The organism is Arthrobacter sp. SAFR-179 (genome assembly GCF_059414945.1).
Map to the genome: position 1 here is coordinate 143,133 of NZ_JBPFDM010000006.1, position 19,977 is coordinate 163,109.

Annotated in this window: 20 protein-coding genes; 10 read left to right on the plus strand and 10 right to left on the minus strand. The window is 65.2% G+C overall.

Annotated elements, in window-relative coordinates; all coding sequences use genetic code 11:
- Positions 1-58: 58 nt before the first annotated feature.
- A complete protein-coding gene (locus ACR65K_RS12020; RefSeq protein ID WP_056335758.1) occupies positions 59-1,417 on the minus strand; it encodes an MFS transporter in 1,359 nt (452 codons plus the stop codon).
- Between the two features lie 322 nt (positions 1,418-1,739).
- Between ACR65K_RS12020 and ACR65K_RS12025 the strand changes: the two genes are divergently transcribed.
- Positions 1,740-2,273 carry an HPP family protein gene (locus tag ACR65K_RS12025; RefSeq protein WP_440153011.1) on the plus strand — a complete coding sequence of 178 codons (534 nt, stop codon included), beginning with the start codon at positions 1,740-1,742 and terminating at the stop codon, positions 2,271-2,273.
- Here ACR65K_RS12025 and ACR65K_RS12030 read toward each other — a convergent pair.
- Positions 2,233-3,075 (minus strand): ACT domain-containing protein, encoded by an 843-nt coding sequence (locus ACR65K_RS12030; protein WP_440153012.1) that lies wholly within the window; start codon positions 3,073-3,075, stop codon positions 2,233-2,235. The genes ACR65K_RS12025 and ACR65K_RS12030 overlap by 41 nt on opposite strands.
- Before the next feature lie 161 nt (positions 3,076-3,236).
- Between ACR65K_RS12030 and ACR65K_RS12035 the strand changes: the two genes are divergently transcribed.
- The 4 genes from ACR65K_RS12035 (at position 3,237) to ACR65K_RS12050 (ending at position 7,586) form a co-directional block, all read left to right on the plus strand.
- Positions 3,237-4,319, plus strand: a complete 1,083-nt coding sequence (locus tag ACR65K_RS12035; RefSeq protein WP_440153013.1) for an FUSC family protein — start codon at positions 3,237-3,239, stop codon at positions 4,317-4,319.
- Between the two features lie 72 nt (positions 4,320-4,391).
- Positions 4,392-5,135 carry an IclR family transcriptional regulator gene (locus ACR65K_RS12040; protein ID WP_440153015.1) on the plus strand — a complete coding sequence of 248 codons (744 nt, stop codon included), beginning with the start codon at positions 4,392-4,394 and terminating at the stop codon, positions 5,133-5,135.
- A 147-nt stretch (positions 5,136-5,282) separates the two neighbouring features.
- Positions 5,283-6,470, plus strand: a complete 1,188-nt coding sequence (locus ACR65K_RS12045; protein ID WP_440153016.1) for a 4-hydroxybenzoate 3-monooxygenase — start codon at positions 5,283-5,285, stop codon at positions 6,468-6,470.
- Between the two features lie 60 nt (positions 6,471-6,530).
- Positions 6,531-7,586: an FAD-dependent monooxygenase gene (locus ACR65K_RS12050; RefSeq protein ID WP_440153018.1), complete on the plus strand. Its 1,056-nt coding sequence runs from the start codon at positions 6,531-6,533 to the stop codon at positions 7,584-7,586.
- Here ACR65K_RS12050 and ACR65K_RS12055 read toward each other — a convergent pair whose 3' ends face one another.
- The 5 genes from ACR65K_RS12055 to ACR65K_RS12075 all read right to left on the minus strand — a co-directional run bounded on the left by ACR65K_RS12055 (position 7,587) and on the right by ACR65K_RS12075 (position 12,793).
- Complete coding sequence (locus tag ACR65K_RS12055; protein ID WP_440153019.1) at positions 7,587-9,410, minus strand: ABC transporter permease; 1,824 nt, start codon at positions 9,408-9,410, stop codon at positions 7,587-7,589.
- Positions 9,407-10,471 (minus strand): ABC transporter ATP-binding protein, encoded by a 1,065-nt coding sequence (locus tag ACR65K_RS12060; RefSeq protein ID WP_440153021.1) that lies wholly within the window; start codon positions 10,469-10,471, stop codon positions 9,407-9,409. The genes ACR65K_RS12055 and ACR65K_RS12060 overlap by 4 nt, the downstream gene beginning before the upstream one ends.
- Before the next feature lie 48 nt (positions 10,472-10,519).
- The gene (locus ACR65K_RS12065; protein WP_056335738.1) at positions 10,520-11,596 is read right to left on the minus strand and encodes an extracellular solute-binding protein; all 1,077 of its coding nucleotides are present in this window, start codon (positions 11,594-11,596) and stop codon (positions 10,520-10,522) included.
- 168 nt (positions 11,597-11,764) lie between these two features.
- Positions 11,765-12,199, minus strand: coding sequence for an acyl-CoA thioesterase (locus ACR65K_RS12070; RefSeq protein WP_082566804.1), 435 nt, complete (start codon positions 12,197-12,199; stop codon positions 11,765-11,767).
- 90 nt (positions 12,200-12,289) lie between these two features.
- On the minus strand, positions 12,290-12,793 hold the full coding sequence (locus tag ACR65K_RS12075; protein ID WP_056335735.1) for a GNAT family N-acetyltransferase: 504 nt from the start codon (positions 12,791-12,793) through the stop codon (positions 12,290-12,292).
- Positions 12,794-12,950: 157 nt separating this feature from the next.
- Between ACR65K_RS12075 and ACR65K_RS12080 the strand changes: the two genes are divergently transcribed.
- From ACR65K_RS12080 to ACR65K_RS12090, 3 genes are all read left to right on the plus strand, one after another.
- Positions 12,951-13,466: a MarR family winged helix-turn-helix transcriptional regulator gene (locus ACR65K_RS12080; protein ID WP_440153022.1), complete on the plus strand. Its 516-nt coding sequence runs from the start codon at positions 12,951-12,953 to the stop codon at positions 13,464-13,466.
- 70 nt (positions 13,467-13,536) lie between these two features.
- On the plus strand, positions 13,537-13,857 hold the full coding sequence (locus ACR65K_RS12085; protein ID WP_235565190.1) for a hypothetical protein: 321 nt from the start codon (positions 13,537-13,539) through the stop codon (positions 13,855-13,857).
- Complete coding sequence (locus ACR65K_RS12090; protein ID WP_440153024.1) at positions 13,854-14,837, plus strand: serine/threonine-protein kinase; 984 nt, start codon at positions 13,854-13,856, stop codon at positions 14,835-14,837. The genes ACR65K_RS12085 and ACR65K_RS12090 overlap by 4 nt, the downstream gene beginning before the upstream one ends.
- On the opposite strand, the gene ACR65K_RS12095 is transcribed toward ACR65K_RS12090, so the two are convergent.
- Together ACR65K_RS12095 and purB are read right to left on the minus strand one after the other, a co-directional pair.
- Positions 14,834-15,511, minus strand: coding sequence for a histidine phosphatase family protein (locus ACR65K_RS12095; protein ID WP_440153025.1), 678 nt, complete (start codon positions 15,509-15,511; stop codon positions 14,834-14,836). The genes ACR65K_RS12090 and ACR65K_RS12095 overlap by 4 nt on opposite strands.
- A gap of 130 nt (positions 15,512-15,641) precedes the next feature.
- The gene (gene purB / locus ACR65K_RS12100) at positions 15,642-17,084 is read right to left on the minus strand and encodes an adenylosuccinate lyase (protein WP_440153026.1); all 1,443 of its coding nucleotides are present in this window, start codon (positions 17,082-17,084) and stop codon (positions 15,642-15,644) included.
- Between the two features lie 166 nt (positions 17,085-17,250).
- Here purB and ACR65K_RS12105 point away from each other — a divergent pair, with 166 nt between their 5' ends.
- Positions 17,251-17,553, plus strand: coding sequence for a hypothetical protein (locus tag ACR65K_RS12105; protein ID WP_440153027.1), 303 nt, complete (start codon positions 17,251-17,253; stop codon positions 17,551-17,553).
- The gene (locus tag ACR65K_RS12110) at positions 17,553-18,899 is read left to right on the plus strand and encodes a hypothetical protein (RefSeq protein WP_440153029.1); all 1,347 of its coding nucleotides are present in this window, start codon (positions 17,553-17,555) and stop codon (positions 18,897-18,899) included. The genes ACR65K_RS12105 and ACR65K_RS12110 overlap by 1 nt, the downstream gene beginning before the upstream one ends.
- 60 nt (positions 18,900-18,959) lie before the next feature.
- Here the strand turns inward: ACR65K_RS12110 and ACR65K_RS12115 are convergent, their stop codons facing one another.
- Positions 18,960-19,871, minus strand: a complete 912-nt coding sequence (locus ACR65K_RS12115) for a glycoside hydrolase family 25 domain-containing protein (protein WP_440153031.1) — start codon at positions 19,869-19,871, stop codon at positions 18,960-18,962.
- Between the last annotated feature and the right edge of the window lie 106 nt (positions 19,872-19,977).

Here is a 19,977-nt window from a genome sequence, read left to right on the forward strand (position 1 = left end):
GTACGGCACTGCTCCCGGCTGCGGGGCATTGTTTGCAAGTTTCCCTGCGAGGGTCAGCTTAGACAGGAAGCCGCTTGTTGTAGTTCAGGGTGAGGACTGATGCGCCCATGATCACCGCCGAACCCACGAAGTACAGCAGCGCCCACGTGTAGGAGCCGGTGGCACCCACGATCAGGCCGACGGCGATTGGAGTGACGAACCCGGAGATGTTGCCGCTGAAGTTCATGGCACCGCCCAGCACGCCTGCGTTGGTGCGGCCGCCGAGGATGGACGGGATGCTCCAGAACAGGCCGACCCAGCGCAGGAAGAACATGACGAGGGAGAGCAGGACCACCGCGGTGGTGGGGTCCGGGACCACGGTGACGCCCACCAGGCCGCCGATCACCACGGCGCTGGAGATGCCCAGGAGGGTGCGCATCACCCGGTTGGCTGAGGCGCCGGACGCACGCCACTTGTCAGCAATGGTGCCGCCCAGGATTTCACCCACGAAGCCGGCACCGAAGATGACGAAGGTGGACCAGCCGATGGTCTTCAAGTCGAAGCCCTTGGCCTGGGCGAGGTAGAGCGGGCCCCAGGTCAGCAGGCCATAGAACACTCCATTGAAGCCGAGCCAGCCGAAGCACATCGCCCAGAAGGAGCGGAACTTAAGGTAGGGGAGCAGCGCGCGCTTGCCCTGGCTGCCGTCGAGCTGGGCTTCGGCATCCTCGGCAGCGTGCGACGCTTCGATGTAATCGGCTTCGGCGGCATTGACACCGCGATGCTGCCGCGGGTTGTCGCGGACGTACCACCAGACGGCCAGGCCCATCAGGACTGTTGCGGCGCCGGCGATCACGAACGAACTGCGCCAACTGCCCGTTGCGGCGATGAGGCCGGCGATGAGGATGCCGCCAAGGCCTGCACCCAGCGGGGCGCCGGCGTCCAGGATGGTGGCTCCGCGGCCGCGCTCCGACTTGTGCATCCAGATGGCGTTGAGCTTGCCGCCGGCCGGCATGACACCTGCTTCGGTCACGCCGATGCCGAGGCGAGCGATGAACATGCTCAGGAAGCCTCCGGCCATCCCTGACGCGGCAGTTGCCGCGCCCCAGCCGACGCAGGAGGCGGTCATCACCTTGCGGGGACCGAACTTGTCGATGAGCAGGCCCACGGGGATCTGCATGAGGGCGTAGGTCCAGAAGAAGGCGGAAAGCAGCAGGCCCACAAGCTCCGGGGCGAGATTGAATTCCTTTTGGATGATGGGCAGTGCGACCGAAATGGAGCCGCGGTCGATGTAGTTGACGGCAACCAGGACGAGCAGGAGCAGGAACATTTTCCAGCGGACGGCGGTGCGCCGTTGCGTGCCGTCCTTTCCGGGCTTTTCGGCAGTGCGGGCAGCGGCCTCGTCGGACGTGGACGTTGTTTCAGTGTTTGGGATGGACACAGCTTCTCCTTCACGGGGAAGTTTACGGATGGGGATGCAAATCATGTGGAGTGCTTACCTGGCAGGGCGTTGGCCTGCCGACGGGAAAGAAGTTCCGCTGGACGATCCGGAGCGTAGAGCGGGAAGTGAGCTTTTGGGATCCCAATTTGGGATCCCAAAAACAACGGTAGAAGTGACTCCGGCCACTGTCAAGGGTTTTTGCATCCCGGACGCTGCTGCGGCCCTGCTGACGGATTGTGACCGCCGGGCGTGGGGTACGGGTCCGAATGGGGGCGGCAGGGATGCCAGCCGTCCGCCAGTCGCCCCGCAGAGAGGAATCGCCATGAAAACCGCAGTTCTGGACCGCGCAAAGCAACGCTGGGACAAGCTGGGCGCTGCCATCTACGCCGGAGTCCTGGCTATCTTGGTCCTCGCCGTCAGCGGCCTGGCAGGCCTCCTGTTCCACCTTCCCTGGTTGTTCCCAAGCCTCGGGCCCACAGTGATGCTGTTCTTCGAATCGCCCGAACAGAAGGCATCAAGGCCCATCAACACCTTGGTTGGCCACGGCGTGGGGCTGGCCGCAGGGGCGCTCTGCCTGTATGTGTTGGGCCTGCAGGACCAGCCCTCCGCGGCGGTGGGCGGACTGACTCCGCTGCATGTCCTCAGCGGAGTGTTGTCGGTTGGGCTGACCACCCTTGTCCTGACCGGGCTGGGCCTGCCGCACCCTCCTGCGGGCGCCACCACGCTGATTGTCAGCCTTGGCATCCTGTCCGCCCCGGTGCAGCTGGTTTCCATGGCCGGCGCCATCGTCCTGGTTACCGTTGTGGGGTGGGGGCTCAACGCGCTGTTGGGGACCCGGCCGGCCGGTAGGACATGATCTCGGCCAGTTCCGCCAGCCGATGGGCCCGTGCGGACTCGGCCGGTGTGAAGGGTTCTCCCGGCCGGGCGAAGGTGATGGGACCATGCCAGGCGGTGGGGATCTTAAGGTGCGTCCCGTCGTCGGGCATTTTTAAGCCGGCGTCCGACGGCGGCACGATCCGTGCGTGCAAAAGCTCGGCCACCGCCAGGGGCAGTTCGTCCGGGGCCGCAGCGATCCTCGCTCCCAGGCTGAGCGGCCTGGTCTGCCCGTCAGCCATGGCGAGGGCGGTGGTCGGCCAGACGTGCGGACTGCTGCCGCCGCCGTCGAGCAATGCCGCCAGCAGCTCGTGCTCGCCCACCTCCCCGGGGACCGAGAGGACAAACTCATCCAGGACCCCGTCCGGGACCGGGTGGACGTGGATGCTCAGGATGTTGGTGTCCAGCCGGGCCAGCGCCGCCGTGATCCGCTGCAGCGACCCCGGCTGGTCCCGGAGCAGCGTGCGCGCGCGCCAGAGGGACGGGGCCGACGCCAGCTGACGCCGCTGCCGGAGGGCAGGGGCGTGCAGCCAGCGCAGCAGCATCCGGGCCGCTGAGGGCTCGGCTACCCAGATCACCAGGACTGTGGCGGTCAGGGTCAGCACCAGGACTTTCGCCACATAGGGGAGGTGGGTCTCCACCACCAGGGCGTGGACCAGCAACTCGATGGGCAGCATTACTGCGACGTTGGCCAGGGTCAAACGCGCCTTGGGCGGTTCCGGCATCAGGCCGCAGACCTCGCAGCGCAGTTCGGCAGCTGGCGTGTTGTGTTCAGGGCGCTTCATGACACCAGCATCGTCCGGTGCTGTTTCCGCCGCATTGCCTCCTCATTCCATTCAGGGGAACGCGACGGGGGACTTCCGGGACCAGCGCCGTAGGATTTACCAGGAACGTCAGCGCGGCCGCCCGTGAGAATCCACCCAGGAACCCCAGGAAGGCGCTGCCCGTGAAGATGTTTGCCGAAATGTTCAGCATTGGCCCCGGCAACAAGGACCACCACCCCGCCTTGAGGTGCGCCGTGGGCGTCTTCGTCCCCCTGATCACGCTGGCGCTGCTCGGCAGGCTGGACCTGGCAATCTTCGCGTCCTTCGGCGCCTTCACGGGGATCTACGGCCGCGGCGAACCCCACGCGGTCCGGTTTGTGCTGCAGCTGCGGGCCGGGCTGCTCATGCTGCTCGTCATGCTCCTCGCGGCGCTCGCGGCCCGGATGGGTCCCGCCTGGGACCTGGACGCCGCCACCCACACCTGGCTGCTGGTCCTGGCCACCACGCTGGTGGCCGGAGCCTGTTCCGTTGCCATTTCCTGGCTTCGGCTGCGCCCGGCGGGCTCGCTGTTCCATATCTTCGCCTTCGCCGCCATCGCCTCCATTCCCAACCAGCCGCCGCTCTGGCAGGGCATGCTGGTGGCCGTCCTCACCACGGGGTTCGCCCTGCTGGTGGGCTTCTCGTCCCGGATCCTTCCCAGCCACCGCACGCCCTGGACCACGCTTCCGCGGATCCGGCGCACGCCCGCGGAGAAGCGCGCGGCCTGGCTTGAGGGGCTCGGCTACCTGGTGGCTGCCGGCCTTGCCGGCGCGCTGGCCACCTGGGCCGGGGAGCTCCTGGGGTTCGGGCACAACTACTGGGCCATGGTGGCTGCCGTGGTGCCGCTGGTGGGCCATACCACGCGGCACCGGGTACGCCGGGGCATCCAAAGGATCATCGGCACAGTCCTGGGCCTTCTGGTCCTGGCAGCCGTACTGCTGGTGGGGCTGCAGCCGTGGCAGACGGTGCTGGTGATGGCGCTGTGCCAGTTCGGCGCCGAGATGTTCATCATCCGCCAGTACCTGCTGGCCCAGGTCTTCGTAACACCCCTCGCGCTGGTCTCAACACTGCTGGTGGTTCCCGCCTCACCCTCCATCCTGCTGCGGGACCGCATCATCGAGACGGTGATCGGCGCCGCCGTCGGCATCGCGGTGGTGCTGGCTCCCAGTGCGTGGCGCCGCCTCAGGCAGCGGCGCGGTATCCAGCAGCGGACGACGGCGGCCTGACCGCCTGATCCGCCCCAGGTTTCCGGCCGTGGGGGTACGCTGGACGTCCCATTGAACGGAAGGGATACGGCGGTGGCGAACTCAAGCTCGGGGGATTCGGTGGTGGACCGGATCGTGCGCGTGATCTCCGCCTTCCCCCAGGACGTCGGTGCCCTCCGGTTGTCCGACCTGGCTGACCGGGCGGGCATTCCGCTGACCACCACCCACCGGCTGGTGCAGCAGCTCGCCGGCCACGGGCTGCTGGAAACCGCTCCCGGCGGCATGGTCCGGCCCGGACTCCGGTTATGGGAACTGGTGAACCGCGCCTCCCCGGCGTTGGCGCTACGGCAGGCGGCCATGCCCTTCATGGAGGACATCCAGCAGGTCCTGAACCAGAATGTGAACCTCGCGGTGCTGGACGGCTGGGAAGCGCTCTTCGTGGAGCGACTGTCCCGCCGGGGCTCGGTGGCCAACCGGGCCCAGGTGGCGGGCCGGATGCCCATCCATATCTCGTCCGCCGGACTGGCGCTCATGGCCCACCAGGACAAAGCGCTGCAGCAGGAGTACCTGGGCCAGTTCGCCGACCCCGACGGGAAGCTGGTTGCGGCGGACATCCGGGGGCTGCTGGCCGAAACCTCCCACCAGGGCTTCGCGCAGCTGAAGGGCGTGGTGGATCCGGATACCTGGGGGATTGCGGTGCCCGTGCTGGACCGCAGGCAGCGCGCTGTGGCCTCACTGGGTGTGGTGGTGCCCCTGCAGGAGATGCGCCTGCAGGCCCTGGTGCCGGCACTGCAAACGGCCGCCCGCGGCATTGCCAGGGGTTTGGCCGGGGCCTGACTGATCCGCTGTTGGGCAGTCCCGGCCCCTGCTTCTGCTTCCGTTCAACGGAAGTGCTGTAACGCCCGTCACCCTTCTTCCCGCACACTGAAGCCAGGCAACCATTCCGGCCCCTTCCCGGGCCCCGCAACGAAGCGAGACGCAGCCATGGCACGAAAAGTCATCACCACCCAGGTGGCCATCATGGGAGGCGGCCCGGCGGGGCTGATGCTCTCCCATCTCCTGGCGAAGGCAGGCATCGAATCCACGGTGGTCGAGGTCCGCAGCCACCAGGAAATCTCCCACACCGTCCGCGCCGGAATCCTGGAGCACGGCACCGTCAATCTGCTGGTGGACAGCGGCGTCTCGGACCGGGTGCTGCGCGACGGGGACCGGCATGACGGCATCGAACTGCGGTTCAACGGCGAGAGCCACCGCATCGACTTCAAGGACCTTGTGGGGGAGTCCGTGTGGCTGTACCCGCAGACGGACGTCTTCCTGGATCTCGCAGCACGGAGGAAGGACGACGGCGGCGATGTCCGCTACAGCGTCAGCGACACCTCCGTCCATGACCTGGAAGGCAGGCCGAAGGTCTGGTTCACCGATTCCGAGGGCGTTGAGTTCGAGATCCAGGCAGACTTCCTGGTGGGCGCAGACGGATCGCGCAGCCACTGCCGGTTCCAGATCCCCGAGGCCCTCCGCAAGTGGTACTTCCACGAATACCCCTTCGCCTGGTTCGGCATCCTGGCCGAAGCGCCGCGCAGCTCCGACGAGCTGATCTACGCCAACTCCGCCAACGGCTTCGCCCTGATCAGCCAGCGCACCGAGACTGTGCAGCGGATGTATTTCCAGTGCGATCCCAAGGAAAACGTGGCGGAGTGGGATGACGACAGGATCTGGGCCGAGTTCCGCAGCCGGGTCAACGGCAATGGCTTTGAACTTAATGAAGGGCCGGTCATCGAGAAGATGGTGCTTCCCTTCCGCAGCTTCGTCCACACGCCCATGCGGCACGGCAACCTCTTCCTGGCCGGCGACGCCGCACACACCGTGCCGCCCACCGGTGCCAAGGGCCTGAACCTGGCCATCAACGACGTCAAGGTCCTCTTCGAGGGGCTGGACAGCCACTACAACGCCGGCTCCGACCGGCTGTTGGAGACTTACAGCGACCGCGCCCTGGACCGGGTGTGGAAGGCGCAGCAGTTCTCCTACTGGATGACCACCATGCTGCATACCCCTGCCGGCGCGGACGACTTCTCCCGCGCCCGCCAGCTCGGCGAACTCAATTCAGTGGTCTCATCCCGCCACGGCATGGCCTACCTCGCCGAGGCCTACACGGGCTGGCCCGCAGGCGCCTAAGGACCCAGCAGCCGCCGGACTGCGTCCACTGCCCTATGGGTGAGGCATAACATGATGTCCATGGAAACGGTCTCGATCGTTGGCGGCGGCATCGCCGGACTGGCCTTGGCGGCCTGCCTGGAGCCGGACCGCTTCGAGGTGACGGTGTACGAAAAGCGGCCGGAATTGCCCATGGTCGGCACCGTGCTCGCGATGTGGCCGAACGCCCAGAGAGCGCTGGCGCGGGTGGGGATCCTTGGCCAGGCCCGGGCGGTCAGCCCTGTCCTTGGCAGCGGATCCATCCGCAATGCAGCAGGTGAACCGTGGGCCACGGTCAACGGGGGCGAGCTGTTCGGAATGTCGCGGGTGGACCTCCTGAGGCTTCTTGATTCGGCCGTCCCTGCTGCTGTCCGCCGAGTCGCTGTGCACCTGCAGGCGCTGCCGGACGATCATGGCCTGGTGGTTGGAGCCGATGGCGTGCACAGCATGGTCCGCCGTGAGGTCTGGGGTGCCGGCACGAATGCCCGTGTCCAGTCGTGCATTGCAGTCCGTGGCACTATCCCTGCACCGGTCAATCCCGAGGAGGTGGGGGAGTACTGGGGGCGGGGGGACCTGTTTGGCATCGCCGCCTCACCGGGCGGGACCAACTGGTATGCGAGCTGGCGTTCCGATCTTGGTCCCACAGGGATCGATGTCGCGCAGGCCCTGGACCAGGCCCGGCTGCGTTTTGCGGGCCACGCTCCCGCCATCCGGCAGGTGCTCGCGGCCGCCGTTCCCGAACTTTCCCTGGCCCAGCGGATCTGGACCACCCCGCCGTTGCGCTCCTACGTCCGCGGCACCGCCGTGTTGGTGGGCGATGCCGCCCACGCCATGACGCCCAACCTCGGCCGGGGAGCCTGTGAATCACTGGTGGATGCCGTCACCCTTGCGGATCTGTTGAACAGCCTGCCACAGGACAAGGCGCTCGCCGCCTACAACCGGCAAAGGCGGCTGCGGACCCGTGCCCTTAGCCTGGCGTCGGCGGCAATGATGCGGGTGGCCCTAGCGGAACGCGCCCAGCCGCTGCGTGACGGCCTGCTTAACCTGGCCCGGCGGCGGAACGAACGCGCCGGCGTCGCCAGCGGTGCGGGAAGGTAGTCAGCGGACGGCAGCGGCCGGGCGTGTGGCGTCGTCCTCGCCCGGGGCCTGGGTCCCGGGAAGTACCGGGCCGGAGGCCTGCGGGCCGGGAGACTCCATGGGCAGCTGCTTTCTGGCCCTGCGCCGGCCTGACCTGCCGTAGACCAGGTACATCGTCACGCCGGTGATGATCATCAGGAGCACGGTGTAAACGAACGTGTTCGCAATACCCTCAGTGCCTTCTGCGCCGTCGGTGTTGGCCTTGATCACCAGGCCCAGCGGCTGTACCAGCGGATGGGCCAGGAAGATGGCGGTGTCGTAGTCGTCCAGGAGGCTGTTGAAGTTCAGGGCAGTGATGGCTGCTGCGGCCGGGAGCACCAGCGGCAGGAGGATTCGCCGAAAGACGTACAGCGTCTTGGCGCCCATGATGGCAGCAGCCTCCTCCAGCGAAGAATTCACGGAGGCAAAGGACGCTTTAAGCATCCGGAGGGTGAATGGAATCTTCACGGTGACGAAGGCGATGAGCAGGATCACCGTTGTTCCGGTGAGTACGGCTCCGCCCACCAGGGGGTTCGGGTGGTCGTAGCTGACAATCAGGCCCAGGGCCAGCAGCGCGGACGGCAGGATCCACGGGATGTGCAGCAGGTACTCGAAGGCCGAGCCCACCCAGTTTTTGTATTTCTGCAGCAGCCGGGCCACGAAGAGCAGGCCGCCCACGGCGATGACGGCGGCCAGGGCGCTGTACACAACACTGACAATAAAGGGACGGAGCCCGGACTGCTGGGTGAGGACGCGGACGTAGTTGTCCAGCGTCAGGTTGGCCAGCGAGAGCTGTCCCGTTTGGATGGCCGCGCCGTCGGCGAACGAGTACAGCACGATCAAAGCCACAGGGAGCGTGTAAATGGCAAACAGGAGATATGCCACGGCATGTACGGCCACATTGGCTGCGGGGTTGGTGATGTCCTGCTTCTGCAGCTCTGAGGACACCTTGGACACCGAGAAGTAGGTGCCACCCTTCTCCAGCCGGGACATGACGGCGAGCATCAGCATGGTGGCTACGCCCAGGATAACCGCCAGCAGCGCCGCGAGGTCCCTGGAGGTGGGGCTGTTGGTGAAGGTCAGGATCATCGGCGTAATGGTCTGGAAGTCGCGGCCGCCCAGCACCTGCGGGGCACTCAAGGCGCCCAAGCCGGTGAGGAACGACAGGATGGTGACGGCGAACAGCGTGGGCTTGAGCATGGGGAGGACGATGCGCCGCAGGATGGTCCAGGTGGAAGCGCCAAGATTCCGTGCGGCCTCGACGGTCTGGTAGTCGATGCCCTTGAGCGCGTTCGCGACGAACAGCATGTGGTTGGTGGTGGTGGCAAAGGTCATGACTACCAGGACGGCGAAAAACCCGGAGAACCACGCCGGGTCCATTCCGGGGATCAGCTTGATCAGCAGTGTGGTGACTATGCCCTTGTCCCCGTAAATGAATTTGTACCCGGCGGCCAACACTATGCCGCCGTAGATGAAGGTGGAGGCGTAGCCCAGGAAGAGGATGCGCGAGCCCCTGATCCGGAAATAGTGGGTGACCAGGACAATGAAGACGCCCACCAGATTGACGGTGATGGACAGCGCCACGGCCAGGAGGAAGCTGTTGCCCAATGCCTTCATGGCCCGCTGCGAGGAAAACAGTTTCTCCGCGGCCCGGCCCGAAAAGCTCCCGTCAGGAAAGAAAGTGGCAATCAGGATGTTGACGTTGGGCCATACCAGGAACGCGGCAATGAACCAGGTGAGGACAACGCCCACCACCAGGACGAAAGGTGACCGGCCCATGCTGCGCGCTGTGGTGTTGGTGCTCATGGCAGGGCAACCGCCTGGTCCTGGCGCAGTGCGACTCCACTTCCTGGATGGTATTGGAGGATGTGCTCAGGCTGGACGTAGACGATTGTTTCCGTGCCGGAGTCAGGGTGACTGCTTCCGTCTTCCCTGACCAGGAGACGGATGTCCGTGCCGTGGCTGTGGACCACATACCGGCTGTGCAGGCCGTGATAGGTGCGGGAAACAACGGTGGCGGGAAGCCCGACGGCGGTGCCCCCGCCGGCGGGCCGGTCAAGCGAGGCCTTTTCCACACGAAGGTACGATTTGGCATCGGCGCTGAGAGCGGCGCCTGAGAGCCTGTTGACCTCCGAGATAAAGTCAGGTGTAAGCGCGGAGCTGTCGCCGATGAAATTGCAGACAAATTCAGTGGCCGCATGGTCGTATATTTCCTGCGGCGTCCCCACTTGCTCTATGACGCCCTTGTTGAAGACCGCGACGCGGTCGCTCATGGCAAGTGCCTCGTCCTGGTCATGGGTGACGTAGACGGTAGTGATGCCGAACTCGCTTTGCAGGTCCTTGAGCTGCTGGCGCAGCTGGTGGCGGAGCTTGGCGTCAAGATTGGACAGCGGCTCGTCCAGCAGCAGGATTTTTGGCCGCAGCACCAGGGCCCGCGCAACGGCAACCCGCTGCTGCTGGCCGCCGGACAGCTCCGCCACGTTCTTCGCCAGCTGTTCATCGCTGAGTTCCACACGCCGTGCGATGTCCCGCACAAGACGGTCGCTGTCTGCCGGTTTTTCCTTCCGGACCCGGAGTCCGAAGGCGATGTTTTCCCAGACACTCATGCTCGGGAACAGGGCATAGTTCTGGAACACCATGCCCACCTGCCGCTTATCGCTGGGAAGGCGGGTCACATCCTTGCCGTCGACACGGACCGTACCCCTGGACGGCTGGATGAAGCCGGCCAGGGTGCGCAGCGCCGTCGTCTTTCCGCAACCGGAGGGTCCCAGGAGGGTGAAGAACTCGCCGGGGCGGACATGCAGGTCCAGGTGCGGAATGGCGGTGAAACCGCCAAAGGTAACTTCAATGTTTTCCAAGCGGATCATGGCATACCTGTCTGATGGAACGCGGAAACGGCGGGCTGGCAGGGCAGGCTACGTCATGTATTCGAGCTCGATCTTCTCCACCCAGGCACCCATGTTCTTCTGGACGAAGCCCCAGTCGATATCCTGCTGCTTAAGGTCGGCGAAGAAGCCCACCACGTCAGGGTTTGCTTTTGCCTGGGCCGCCTTGTTGACGGGCATGGAATTGAACTTTTGGGCGAACTCGCCCTGAACCTCGGCGCTGCCGAACCAGTCGATGAATTTCTGCGCCTGCTCCTTCTTCTTGGTGCCCTTCACCAGTGCGATCTGCTCCACCGCCAGCGGGACGCCAACGGTAGGGATGACCGTGTCGACGTTCACCTTGAAGGACTTTTCGCGCTCCGCGATGATCGAGGACGGCATCTGGCCCATGTCCACTTCGCCGGACGCGATGCGGGCAAACAGGTCAGTTTTCGCAACGGCGGGACTGCCGTTCTTGAAGTACTGCTCAACCTGCTTCCATCCGTCATCCGAGATACCCAAATCACCGGAGTCGTCCCGGTACCGGGAGAGGATGCCGGCAAAGACCAACTGGGCTGTGGCGGTTCCCAGGCCCGTGACCCTTTCATAACGGTCCTTGAACTCGTCCTTGGTCCACAGGTCGGTCCAGTCCTTCGGTGCTGCTTCTTTGGTGAACTTGTCAGAGTTGTAGCCGAGGAGGATGGCCTGCTTCACCAGGGGCCAGTACGTCTCCCCGTCGGCAAGTCCCTTGTCCACGTCTCCGGCCCAGGCAGGCTGGTAGGCCTCTAATGCTCCCTCGTTCTTGATTTGAGAGAAGTACATGTTGTTCAGGCCGAACGCCACGTCCGCAATGGGATTGTTCTTCTCGGCAATGAGTTTGTTGGTGGCATCGGCGCCGCCGGCCCCCACGATCTCAATCTTGAACCCGGCCTCGGCCGCCTTGCCGGCCAGCCAGTCGCCCCGGCCCTCTCCGTTGGAGTTGGTATAGACAACCAAAGTGTCCCCGGACCCACCTGCCGGAGCGCCGGTTGCTTCCCCCGTTGACGTTGGTGGAGTAGAACCGCCACCACATCCGGCGAGGAGGGTGACGGCGACGGCGGCGGCAACCAAAGTCTGCAATTTACGCACGATCAGGACTCATTTCTGGACTGGAATCGGAGCATGTCCGCACAGCCTATAGCCGGGCATGACAAAAACCGGGCTGTTATAGCTATCGATTCGATAAACAGCCCGGCTGCCCACATTGGTCCAGCCAGGGAAACGGTGGGGGCCCTGGGTGTGAACCAGGGGCGAACGTTAGTCCTTGGCGACTGTCCCTGTCAGGTGATGGGTGGGGATCCGGTCCCGGTCGTAGGTAATTTCCGTGTAGCCGTGCGGTTCGGGCTTGCCGTCCTGGTTCAGGTTCACGAACACGATCTCCTCGATGGTGAGGATACTTTGCCGGGTGATCATGTTGCGGACTTCCGCGCGCATGGTCAGCGAGGTCCGCCCGAACCGGGTGGCCGTGAGGCCCATCTCGATGAGGTCGCCCTGGACTGCCGAGCTGACGAAGTTGATCTCCGAGATGTACTTGGTGACGGCACGGCCGTTTCCCAGCTGAAGGATGGCGTAGATGGCGGCTTCTTCGTCTATCCACTTCAGCAGGCTGCCGCCAAAGAGCGTCCCGTTGGCGTTGAGGTCCTCGGGGCGGACCCACTTGCGGGTCCGGAAGGTGATGTCCGCTGTTTCCATAGGCTGAGATTAGCTGACGCGGCTGCGCGCACTCCCAGTGTGACGGTGCCAGGTGACGGCATGCGGAACGTGCAATGCCAGGGTCCGGTGCTAAGCCATGGCGGTTTGCGCTGCGCTGCGGGCATTGATGCTCTTGGCGTAGCAGTAGGAGTGTTCCACTCCGACGTAAGGGCCAAAGTTCGGGATGGCCTCGAACCCCGAGTTCTGGTAGAAGTTCCGGCCGTCCGGCTGGGCGGACCCTGCCTCCGCCTTGATGCGGGTGATCCCCTGCTTGTGTGCCTCTGCTTCCAGGGCTGCCAGGATGGAGCTGGCCACGCCGGACCCGCGGGTATAGGGCAGTACGTAGAGACGCTTGATTTCGGCTGTTGATGAATCGAGGAGCCGCAGTCCCCCGCAGCCCACGGGCTGACCGGAGCCCTTGTCGTATGCCACCAGGAAGACAGCGCAGTCGGCGCCCGACGGCGGCTGGCCGGGTTCGTGGTCAGGCCGGCCAAAGCGGGCGTCAAGTTCGGCCTGCTGGGCGCGGCGAAGGTCGGCACCAACAGGGTGGGACCAGGAGACCTGCCGGATGTTCAGCCTTGGGTTGGTCTGCATATCTGCCTCGATTCGCCGGAGGGGGTATGCCTGATAAGGCTAGGCGGGAGGAGTTACGGAGGTGTTTCCTGGCGGTTAGCACCTGGATAACGTCAACCAGGAAGGCATTCTCAAGGTTGCTCGGCAGCCTAGTTACCAGTTGGTCTAAAGTAGGTACATGGTTTCTATGGGCAACGAGGGATCCGGTTACTGGTACGGACCCGACGGGCAGCTGGACTATAGTGCTGCGGTATTGAAGTCGCTGCGGGACTATCGGGCAGCCGAGACGGAAATCCGCCGCTCCACCAGGGACTCCATGGGCATGGGGGAGACCGACATTCTTGCACTCCGGTACCTGCTGCGTGTCCAGGCCTCCGGCAAGCAGGTTGTCCCCAAGGACCTGAGCCAGTTCCTCAATATTACTAGCGCTTCCACTACCTCCCTGATCGACCGTCTGGTTGCCAGCGGACACGTCCGGCGCGAGCCACACCCCACCGACCGCCGTTCCGTCGTCGTCATTCCCACGGGTGAATCGGACAAGGAAGTCCGGGAGACGCTTGGTGCAATGCATCGCCGGATGATGCAGGTGGCCGAAGGCCTGACAGCGGACGAGGCGCGCGTGGTGGTGGATTTCCTCCAGCGGATGACCGACGCCCTTCAAGCTCCTGAAGCCGGAAACAATAAAATTCACTAGGTGGACTAGCTAGATCAACTAGTTATATGTAAGCTTACGATTTTTCCCGAAGTTGCTTCCCAACGGAGTCGTGAGTGTGTTGGTTACTTTCACCGAAGTTTCACCGCCCAGTCCCGGCGCTGCCGTGACGTACGTGACGGGCGGGCTGCTGCAGTTTCCCCTGGACGGCACCATTGCGCCGCAGGGAGAGCCGGCGGTTCACTGCGGGGCCGCCATGCATTTGGTGACGCCGGCCGTGGGATGGGAAGGCGCCAGCTACACGTTCGGGCCAACCGATACGGGAAGCGTTGAGCTTCCGCCAGTATGGCGCTGCGCCTGCGGATTCCAGCTGGACGCCTGGCCTGCCGCCGATGTCAGCGCACCGCGCGCCTCCGTCGCCCTTTCCGCATGAGCATCGCGGCGACAGCAGCGCCGGCACTGCCGCTTGACTCGATGAAACCCGGGGCCGGCGGTCGTATTGCCGGGCGCTACCAGCTCAGGGAACGCTTGGGCCGTGGGGCTGCTGCCGAGGTATTTCGCGCGGTTGACCTGGAGGGCGGTCCTGATGCCGCAGTAAAGATCGCCTCAGCCAATGGCCGGAAGCAGCACCAGCGGCTCCGCAATGAGGCCGACATGCTGGCCAGGCTCAACCACCCCTCCATTGCGCGGCTTCTTGCCCAGGGCGTCATGCCTGAGGGCGGGCCTTATTCCGGGCGCCCCTTTCTGGTGGAGGAACTGGCTTTTGGCACGAGCCTGGCCGAAACCATCCGGGTACAGAACCCCGGTCCGGCCGATGTTGCGCTGTGGGCGCGGAATTTTTTCGCTGCGCTGGCGCACGTCCACTCCAACGGACTTGTTCACCGTGACATCAAGCCGGCCAACCTGATGCTGAGCGGCCTGCGCAGAAGTCCCGTCAGGATCATTGATTTTGGCATCGCCGCCGCGGCGGGGTCTGCGCCCGAGCCCGGAATTTCCTCCGGCACCGTGCATTACATGAGCCCTGAGCAGGCATCCGGCGGTCCGGTGGAGCCCTCCTGGGATGTGTACTCCATGGGGCTGGTCCTGCTGGAGCTTCTCACCGGCTCCAAGGCGTTTCCGGGCACCGCCATCGAATCCCTCGTGGCGCGGACCCTTCGGTCCCCGGACGTTCCGGACCAGCTCGGTGAATGGGCTGTCCTGCTGCGTGCCCTCACCGCCATGGACCCCGCGGAACGGCCGACGGCGGCAGGCGCCGCGGCTTTGGCCGCGCGGCTGATTCCCGTGGTGCCAATGCCCGCAGTAAGCAGCCAGGCCAGCCAGCGCAGCTACGGCCCCCGGCCGGTTCAGCCGGACGCAGTCCCGTGCAGGGCAATGGGCTTATTTTCCCCCCGGCGCCACCGCCAGCGTGTTTAGGGCGCGGACACGTCCCGCCCCGTAGGGTCCTCAGCGGTGGGGTCTGCCAGGGCAAGGCCGCCCACCGGGCTCCCGTCCCAGTGGATCAGGTTCCAGCCCGCACGCAGGTCGCCCTCCAAGGCCACGATCCCGGTGTTGGCCAGGACGTGGCGGGCGGCGAATTCGTGGTCGGCACCGTCCGCCCGGAGTCCGGCCCAGGTTCGGATGGCGGCACCATGGCTGACCACGGCAACCGTGTCATGCTGTTGCCTTTCGGCCCGCTCCGCCACCTCGGCGATGGCGGCGTCAAACCGTTCGAAGAAGGCATGGCCGTCCGGTCCTGCAGGCATCCGCAGGTCCAGGTCTCCGGCGGCCCAGGAGATCACCGTCCCCATATACCGCTTGTGGGATTCGTGGTCGGTAAGTTTCTCCAGCGACCCCGCCTCAATTTCGTGCAGCCCGTCCAGTACCTCGATATCAAGGGTGTGCAGCCGCGCCAGCGGTGCAGCGGTGATCTGGGTCCTGATCAGCGTGGAGGCATAGAGGGCGTTGATGCGTTCGTTGGCAAGGGAGCGCGCCATGGCCTCCGCCTGGCGTTCGCCCAGTTCGGTCAGTCCGGGACCAGGGTGGTCGGTATCCAACTGGCCCAGCACGTTGCCGGGGGTTTCGCCGTGGCGGATCAGGAGCAACTTCATGATTCAAGTTTCGCACCCCGGAAGGTTGCCGAGGTACGGCGGAAAGAGCTTTCCCGGTGGGGGCGCAGAAAGGCGCCGGGCTCTTCGTGAGCCCGGCGCCGCCGTCGTACGTTCCTGCCCTCCTGCGGGCTTACTTCAGGTGGTCCACCAACTGGTCAGCGATGCCCGTGTACTTGCCGGGCGTGAGGGCCAGGAGGCGTGCCTCGGCGTCGGCAGACAGGCCAAGGCTCTGCACGAATTCCTGCATGCGGGCAGCGTCCACGCGCTGGCCGCGCGTAAGGTCCTTGAGCCGCTCGTAGGGGTTCTCCATGTTTTCGACGCCGGCAATTGCCTCGGCACGCATGACCATCTGGATTGCCTCGCCCAGGACTTCCCAGTTGGTGTCGAGGTCCGCCGCGAGCACGTCCTCAGCGACGTCCAGGCGCTCCAGGCCCTTGGCCACGTTGGAAATGGCGAGCAGCGAGTGGCCGAACGCCACCCCGATGTTGCGCTGGCTGGAGGAGTCTGTGAGGTCGCGCTGCCAGCGGGAGGTGACCAGTGTTGCGCCCAGGGTGTCCAGCACTCCGTTGGAGATCTCCAGGTTCGCTTCTGCGTTTTCGAAGCGGATGGGGTTGACCTTGTGCGGCATCGTGGACGAACCCGTGGCGCCGGCAACAGGGATCTGCGCGAAGTAACCAATGGAGATGTAGCTCCAGATGTCCGTGCAGACGTTGTGGAGGATGCGGTTGAAACGCGCCACGTCGGCATACAGTTCTGCCTGCCAGTCGTGGCTCTCGATCTGCGTGGTCAACGGGTTCCACGTCAGTCCCAGTGCCTCCACGAACGTCCTGGACACCTGCTGCCAGTCGGCACCCGGTACGGAGGCCACATGGGCGGCGTACGTGCCGGTGGCACCGTTGATTTTGCCCAGGTACTCCGTCTTGGCGATACGGTCCAGCTGGCGGGTAAGCCGGTGCGCGACGACGGCCAGCTCCTTGCCCAGCGTGGTGGGGGTGGCCGGCTGCCCGTGGGTCCGGGACAGCATGGGGACGGCGCGGTTGTCTTCCGCCATTTTGCCGATCTGTCCTACCAGGGCGCGGGCTGCGGGCAGCCACACGTCCTCCACCGCTCCCTTGATCCCGAGCGCGTAGGACAGGTTGTTGATGTCCTCTGAGGTGCAGCCGAAGTGCACCATGGCGGTCAGGTTTTCGATGCCGATCGTAGACAGGCGGCGGCCGATGTAGTACTCCACGGCTTTGACATCGTGGACTGTGACGGCCTCGATCTCTGCGAGTTCGGCCACGGAAGCGGCGTCGAATTCGGTGACGATGGCGCGGAGCTGGTCCTGCTGCTCCCGGCTCAGGGGACCGGCGCCCGGAAGGACGTTGTTGCTGGTCAGGTGGATAAGCCATTCGACTTCCACGGCCACGCGGTCGCGGTTGAGGGCTGCCTCGGACAGGTAGTCAACGAGGGGCGCGACGGCGGACTGGTAGCGGCCGTCCAGCGGGCCGAGCGCGATTTTTTCCGGGGACGCGGCGAGGGCCAGGCGTCCTGAGGGCGTACGGGTATCAGCTGTGGCGGCGGTTTCAGGCATGTGCTGATTCTTTCATGAACTGCCGCGGCGGCTTTAGCCGGATATCCACGTTACTTATCCACATAGCGGGCGGAGGTGCTTACCCCGGGAAGGGGGCCTCCCTAGCGTTGGAATCAGCAAGGTTAGGGCGAATCATGTGCCCGGGAGGCGGCGACAGGAAGCTGGCATGGGGAACGATCTGACGGACGGAATATGGGGCCACGGGCTGGGCGTCAGCCTTGAAGTCCAGGAGCTCGGCCGAAGGGTGGCCCAATGCTCTGACAGGACGGAAGAGGTACTTGCAGGATTTCACGAGATTCAATTGGCGAACTGGGAATCGCCCGCCGGGCAGGCGTACCGCGATTCGGTAAGCCTGCAGGCGGTGGCGGTCCGGAGGGCACTGGACCGGCTGCAGGAAGCCACTGCCGCAGTGGCCGCCCACGCGCGGGCAGCGTTGACCGCCGATTGTTCGCCTGGCAACCGCTTCTGATGGCCGATTCAACACCCGCTGGCTCAGGAGGACCCATCCACGTCTCACCCCCGCCCCCGGACGGCATCCTGACAATTTCCGGTGGCGTGGGTGGCATCACCGTCCAATTGGAGGAACTGGATGTGGGGGCCGGAAAGCTCGATAGCCTCGCCGGCCGCCTTGCCGCGATCGAGGCGGAACTCTCCGGGACGTGGCAGGACCTTGGTTCGTACCAAAACCAGCCCCGAACCACGGGGACTGCCGCGCTCATTGCCGTGGGGGAGGCGCGGGACGCGGTCCTCCGGGTCCGGCTGGAGCTGCACCGGATCAGCAGCCAGGTGCGGAGCTGCAGGCGGGACTACGACATCGCCGAATCGGCCGCCCACACGCAGTGGATGCTGGGCCTGTCGGATCCGGATGTTGAACTCCAGAAGCATGTGGACTTTTGGCGGACAGGATTCCTCAATGGAGATGCCATGGAGATGCTGGTGGCGAATGCAGTCACCAACCTGCCGCTGCTGAAGTCTTTGGTTGAGGGAATCAACCCCGCGCTGCGTCCGGGAGCGGTTACGGCAAAGCAGGAAGAACGGGTGCCCATCGACCTGGACTCCACTCCTGCCGGCCTGCTTGAACGGGTCAGGCTGGTCGAGGAGCGCGGCAGTGGCTACATCGAAGTCATCGAGGTGGACAACAGAGGTGCGAAGGCATATGTGGTGGTAGTACCGGGAACCCAGGTGCATAACGAAGACGAAGGCACCAATCCTTTCGATCTTGCCGGGATTGCCGATGCCCTGGGCAGCAGCTCCCGGCAGGTGAATGCCGGTGTCCTCCAGGCGCTCCGGGCGGCCGGTGCCCAGCCGGGAGCGGACGTGGTGGCAGTGGGTTACAGCCAGGGCGGCATCCACGCCATGAACCTGGCGGCAGACCGGGAGTTCCTGAAGGAGTACGACGTGAAGTACGTCCTGACTGCCGGATCGCCCATTTCACGCATCACCCCTCCCCCCGACGTCAGCACCCTCCACCTGGAACACCGCACGGACTGGGTCCCAGGCAGCGACGGTGTGGCCAACCGGGACGCCCGGAACCAGGTCACCGTGACAGTGACCAACGACCTCTATGTGCGCGGTGGAGAAAAGGCCGGACTGGGACCGGGCCACAATCTCGGCGGGTACCAGGAGGCAGCCCGCTTGGTGGCGGGCAGCAAGGACCCTTCCCTGATGCAGTCCACCGCCGTGCTGGGCGGGGTCCTGGGCGCGGGCGGCGTTGCCACAGCCACCCGGTTTTCCCTGACCAAGCCGCCACCGCCTGCCCTTCCCCGGGAACGCAGGGACCCCTTTTCGGGCCGGCCGCAGCCGGGCGCCAGATAGGAATGTGCCAGCCAGGAGCGGGTGCCAGGCGGAACCTGCCGCCATTAAGGTCAGCAGGGTTTAAGAGATCTGGGCGGCGTGCAATTCCGCGTACGCTCTGCTGCGCGTCTTCTCGGGTTGCGGAGCCGGCTGCGGCTCCGGGTGGGGAGCCGGTGCCGGGGCGGCGGCGGGGCACCGGTAGTTGTAGTCGAGGTCGCCGTCAGTGAACTGGGTCAGCGTGACGCTGCCGCCGGACGTGAGGGGGGAAGCTGCGCAGTATTCCCGGGCAGATGATGTGGATTCCGCGCCGGCCAGCCAGTTTCGCAGCCGGTAGAGGTTGCTGCCTGGACCCACCTCGCCCACGATTTCGCCGAATTGATAGCCGGTGGAGTAGATCCCCACCTCCACGCCGGTGCTCTCCAGGTACGCGGTCATGCCCTCCAGTTCGGCAGCATTGACGGCCTTGTCCCACAGCCAGCTGTTGCCGGTTTCCACGTCCAGCCACCACATGCGCCGCATCACGGCGTCGCCCGACTCCTTCAGGATCTCCACGTCGTTAGAGGCCATGGCGTATCCGTGAACGTAGGCGCACGCAGGGGTTTCACTGCCATCACACATCCCGTAGGGATTATTGATGTCCATACCGCGGTACGTGTTGCCTGCCGGCCACCACAGTGAATCCACAGGTCCTGTTGCCGCGGTGTTCACGTATACAGCCGCAGGCGTTCCTCCGGCTGCCTCTGACGTTTGGTCCGCCCATCCCAGTTGGCCCGCCAGGCAGGGGTTGACCGTGTCCGGCCTGCCGCCGTTGACACCCACCACCGCGAACGCCGGGGGTGCCGGGAGGTCGACGCCGCACTGGGGCCACGAAATGTCATTGCCAAGCGCGGCGGCGCCCTGCAGTGCCGGCCCTGTTTCGGCGTCCGCCTGTGCCGGACCGGGCTGCCAAACCAAAAGCAGGCAGGCGGCAAGCAGGATTATTATGGGCTTCATTCGTGGGCCCCCGTGTTTCGGAACTGGCAGCAAGCAGGCCTCCGGAGGGGCCCGATTGGCAGCCTAAGAGGTCCGCACCGTGGGGGTCATGGGTGGCGGGTACTGA